5 protein-coding genes and 1 pseudogene are annotated in these 4675 nt (G+C 62.6%); 3 read left to right on the top strand and 3 right to left on the bottom strand.

Annotated features, from left to right (window positions below; translation table 11 throughout):
• The first annotated feature begins 239 nt into the window (after positions 1-239).
• The gene (locus tag EI28_RS11760; protein WP_048115060.1) at positions 240-713 is read left to right on the top strand and encodes a universal stress protein; all 474 of its coding nucleotides are present in this window, start codon (positions 240-242) and stop codon (positions 711-713) included.
• A gap of 36 nt (positions 714-749) precedes the next feature.
• Here EI28_RS11760 and EI28_RS11765 read toward each other — a convergent pair whose 3' ends face one another.
• The 3 genes from EI28_RS11765 to EI28_RS11775 all read right to left on the bottom strand — a co-directional run bounded on the left by EI28_RS11765 (position 750) and on the right by EI28_RS11775 (position 3090).
• Entirely contained in the window at positions 750-1337 is a 588-nt protein-coding gene (locus EI28_RS11765) for a PH domain-containing protein (protein ID WP_048115061.1), read from the bottom strand.
• Between the two features lie 15 nt (positions 1338-1352).
• Complete coding sequence (locus tag EI28_RS11770; protein WP_048115063.1) at positions 1353-1832, bottom strand: N-acetyltransferase; 480 nt, start codon at positions 1830-1832, stop codon at positions 1353-1355.
• Between the two features lie 97 nt (positions 1833-1929).
• Positions 1930-3090, bottom strand: coding sequence for a nitrogenase component 1 (locus EI28_RS11775; protein WP_048115065.1), 1161 nt, complete (start codon positions 3088-3090; stop codon positions 1930-1932).
• A 194-nt stretch (positions 3091-3284) separates the two neighbouring features.
• Here EI28_RS11775 and EI28_RS11780 point away from each other — a divergent pair, with 194 nt between their 5' ends.
• Together EI28_RS11780 and EI28_RS11785 are read left to right on the top strand one after the other, a co-directional pair.
• Positions 3285-4073 carry a hypothetical protein gene (locus tag EI28_RS11780; protein WP_048115066.1) on the top strand — a complete coding sequence of 263 codons (789 nt, stop codon included), beginning with the start codon at positions 3285-3287 and terminating at the stop codon, positions 4071-4073.
• Between the two features lie 110 nt (positions 4074-4183).
• A pseudogene (locus tag EI28_RS11785) lies at positions 4184-4675 on the top strand (hypothetical protein); the annotation flags it as partial.

A 4675-nucleotide genomic window follows, 5' to 3' on the forward strand; every position in this document is an offset into this window, starting at 1 on the left:
CCCCCCACGGCGATACTCGGTGGAAACCCGTGCATGAGTTTATACGAGTAAAAAGAACGTAAATGGATCGCAGACCCCCAGAGATAGTAAAGCACATGAAGCTCCGGAGGGGAGACCCCGTCGGGTATGATACACATCCCGTATAGCAACCCCAGGCACCCACCTCATCCTCCGGCGCCCGCACAATCTCTTTTATACCTCTTCTGCAGAAAAGGTCTCATCGGAGAGAGTGCCAGAGTATGTTCGAACGCATCCTGTTTCCAACGGACTTTTCAGCGCCTTCGATGAAGGTGCTGGACTACATCCCCGTGCTGCACGAGGCGGGAACCCGGGAGGTGGTTCTCGTCCACGTCATCGACTCAAAGGAGATCACGCTGATCGCCTCGGGCGGGCAGGGGTTCCTCGGGACCGTGCCCGACCGGGAGACCGAGGCGCAGAGGGAACTACGGGAAGAGATCCAGCACCGGATCGTCGATACCCGCCGGGCGCTCGAGAGACAGGGCGTGAAGGTGACCGTCCGAACGCCCCTCGGCAGCCCGGGGAAGGAGATCGTGGCCGCGGCCGATGCGGAAGGAGCCTCGCTCATCGTCATCGGCTCCCACGGCCGGTCGAACATCCGCGACCGCCTGCTCGGGACGGTCTCGGAGTACGTGATCAAGAACGCCCGCCAGCCGGTCCTGGTCATCAAGCGGGAGGTGATCGGAGGGAGATAGTTCTCCCCCCACCACCCTGCATCGTAACGACGGGCCCTACCGCTCCTGCCGGCCCTCGAGCAGCCGCCGTATCGCCCGCAGTTCCTCCACCACGGCATCGGCTGCCGGCCCCTCTTCCGGCTCGCCCCCGGTCGCGGCGACCGGCCGGGTAGTCCGCACGAAGTTCATGATCGTCTCCTGGAGATCCTTCGGGTCCGCTATCCCGTTGAGGACGATCTCCGCCCGGGCCTGCGCCGAGTACCCCGCGGTCTGCACCCTGACCGCCGAGAAGGAGAAGAACCGCATCAGCGGGCCCTGGGCGATATCGACGTTCGTGATCCGGTTGTAGGGGACGATCCCCGTCTGCCGGAACCAGACCCCGCGCTGCCAGGTCACCTCGGTGACGGTGAGCCGGTAGACGATGCTCTCGTGGTAGAGCGGTATCCAGTAGGCGACGAAGACGACGATGGCGAGCACCGGGACGGCGAAGGCGAGAGCGACGGGCAGCCGGCTGAAGATGACGATGGGAGCGAGCCACGGCAGGACGAAGACGACGACGGCCAGGATCAGGGACGCGTAGAGGTACGACCGGAACTGCGGCACCGGTTTGAACGCTTCCCCTATGCGATAGGTGGTGAGGGACATGGTATCGCACTGATCTCAATCGGAACAGATTAAATCCTGTCGGCCGGTGAGGTCTCGCCTGAGGATACAGCGATCGCCCCCCTCGCCGAAGTAGGCCGGAAAGAAGTCCGTCTCTCGAAAGCCGTGCCTCTCGTAGAGCGCCCGGGCGGCACGGTTCCCCGGCGCGACCGAGAGGCAGACCTCATACGCTCCCCGCTCCCGGAGGGCGGCGACGACGGCCGCAACGAGGCCCTTCCCGAACCCCCTGCGCCGGTACCGCTCCGCCACCACCAGCCGGACGATCCATCCCGTTGTCTGCCGGTGCTGGACGAGAGCTCCGATGGTGTAGCCGACCACCTCTCCGCCGCATTCCATAACGAGAAAGGTATCGGCGAAGAGGACGCCTGCCTGCCGGACAAATACCTCGGGCTTGCAGTCTCCCGGGCTGTTCTCCAGTTCGAGGGCACAGACCGCCGCAAAATCCTCATCAAGGTATCCCCTGATCGTCAGGTCCATGCCGGTACATACGTCGTTGGGGTAAAAAGAACCGGCGCCCTCCTGTGCGTCCCGATCCCGGCATGAATGTCCCGGGAGCGTGAGTACCGACGCTTTTTCAGAAGCGAACCGCGCTCCCGCCTCCCGGGCGCCGGTTCCAATCGATGCAGGCGTTGAGCACCTCTTCCATCAGCCGGAGCGCCCCTTCCACCCCGGCGACCGCGTGGGAGGAGAGAGCGACCCTGTCCCGGAGCGGCAGCGTCAGCCCGACGAACGCAGCTTCGGGAGCAATCGCCTGCTCGTAGGAGGAGCCGAGGATCAGGTCGGGTTCGACGTCAAGGATCATCTCCCGGATGACCGAGAAGTCGGTCGTACGGGTGATGCCGTCGCCGGAGGAACCGTTCCGGGCGGCGACGCAGGCGATCTCGGCACCGAGATACCGGTCGAGGAGATCGGCGGCAAACGCGGCGTAGGCGTGCCCGCCGGCGATCGCCACCCGGGGAGGGTCGAACCTCCTGAGGTACTTCTCGCAGGCTTTCCGGATCCGGGCATCGGCCCACGCGACCTCGTCCATGACCGGGCGGGTATCCACGCCGTCGACTACGGCGCCAAGCCGCTCGAAGGTCTCGCCGACGGCATCGAGGCCGAGAAGAGAGCCGCAAGCGGTCCCGACGCCGCTTGCGAGATCCGGATTCGTCCCGACGGTGAACGGCGCCGCCCGGCGGGTCGCGGCGTAACGGTCGAGGCAGAAGGTGGCGGCGACATCGACGCCTGCGAGGGCGAGCAGGCGCCGCGCCTCGAGGGCGTTTCCCCGGCAGAAGGGGTCGGTGCGGCAGATGCCGTCGATGTTGACGCCGGCGGCGTCGGGGTCCACCTCCGGCGCGATCGTGTCGAGCGCCCGGCGGTAGCCGGCCTCGAGATCGCCGAGGAACCCCGGGCTGTCGACGAAGAGAACCTGCCCGTCGCCGGCAAGGTCGCCCATATCCTCGCCCATGATCGCGGGCACGCAGGTGTTGACCACGGCTATCCGGGCGTAGCGGGCGGCGAGTTCCCGGATCACCTCCGCGAGGCGGGACTCCGTCCCGAAGATGACCTCGTTCTCGACGAGGAACGTCCCGTGGATGGGAACCCCGACGAGCGACGCGGGGTAGAAGTAGCACCCGCTCGAACCGTGGACGACGACGGCGACGTCCTCGAATCCCGAGAGACAGGCGACCGCCCCGGTCATCGCACAGGGCCAGAGCGGGTTTTCGCATGGTGTTTGCTGCTCTTCCTGCATCGGTCTACAAGATCATGGCGGTGCGGGGATATAAAAGACGGGGAACGACCGGGTCGTCGGGTGCACCCGGCGGTCCCGTTGAGCGCCAGCGAGGCGGGGTTAGATAGCCGAAATTCGGCCGGAAATGAATCTATACCAGTTTCAGGGGCATCTCCGGGGAAATGAATGTATACCAGGAAGGAACAGATTCCTGCATGCATCGCCGGCTCCCCATTGTCCTCCTCGCCCTCGTCGTTGCCCAGGTCTTCCTCTGCGGCTGTATCTCGGGGGAACCAGAGTACCTGCATACGTCTTTATCGTACGAACTTTACATCACGACGGATACCCGCATCGAGAACGTGACCCTCCTCGTTCCCGTCCCGGCCCGCGGCGACCGGCCGGCCATCGGTCATGACCCGATCTCCGATGCGTTTTACACCGATCCCGAAAGCCTCCGCAGTGGTCTTCCTGATAATCATACCCTCGCAATTGTCCCGGTCGACGGCCAGTACTACCTCCGGTTGACCGCTCCCTATATGGATCCTGCAAGACCGATTCACGTGGACTATTACAACTATACCTCTTTCCGCGACAAATTTCGCCCCGAGATCGTCCCGCAGTTGATCGAAACACGGCACCCGTTCGGCAACGAGTCCCTCTTCCTCCCAAAGCAGAACCTCACGCTGACAGCAAGTTCCTCCGGAACGCCCAACGAGCGCGGTTATTACGACCCCGATGGCTACCGGTACTCCTACACCATCCCTATCTACGCTCAGTATGAAAACGGGACAAAAGTCACAATCTATTCACATATTTGGGGACTTATTGAATGGAGCGACGGATTTGATAATACTCCGGTGAATGAATACAGTGACACCTACCGTCTTGTCGTCAAGGGCGAACCACAGGGCTGGATGCCCGCTGGCGGGGAAATGACGGCGGGAAAAGGGATCTACCGGGAGTGGCAACTCAACGCCTCCCCGACTTCCGGTGCAGGGAAGTAGAACAAATTTTTCGAGCTGAAGAGACAAAATATCGCAGGAAATGAACAGAGAACCATCCAAGGGGCATCTCCGGGGAAATGAATGTATATTAGGAAGGAACAGATTCCTGCATGCATCGCCGGCTCCCCATTGTCCTCCTCGCCCTCGTCGTTGCCCAGGTCTTCCTCTGCGGCTGTATCTCGGGGGAACCTCAAGATCCTTATGCATATTTCAGATACGAACTCTCCATCAGGACAGCCACGCCCATCGAGAACGTGACCCTCCTTGTACCCATCCCGACCCGCGGCGACCAGCCGATCATCGGTTCCGAACCGATCTCCGGTGCATTTTACACCGATCCCGGCAACCTCCGTAAACATCCCTCCGATCCCTCGACTCTTCCGGAGCACTACGATTTCGCGATCGTCCCGGTCGACGGCCAGTACTACCTCCGGCTGACCACTCCCTACATGAATCCCGCAGAACCGATCGGTGTTCGCTACTCTAATCGCACCTCTCTTGGTGACAAATTACGCCCTGAGGTCGTCCCGCAGTTGATCGATACACGGCACCCATTCGGCAACGAGTCGCTCTTCGCCCCGAAGCAGAACCTCACGCTGACA

The sequence above is a fragment of the Methanoculleus sp. MH98A genome, from assembly GCF_000691865.1.
Taxonomy (GTDB): Archaea; Halobacteriota; Methanomicrobia; order Methanomicrobiales; family Methanoculleaceae; genus Methanoculleus.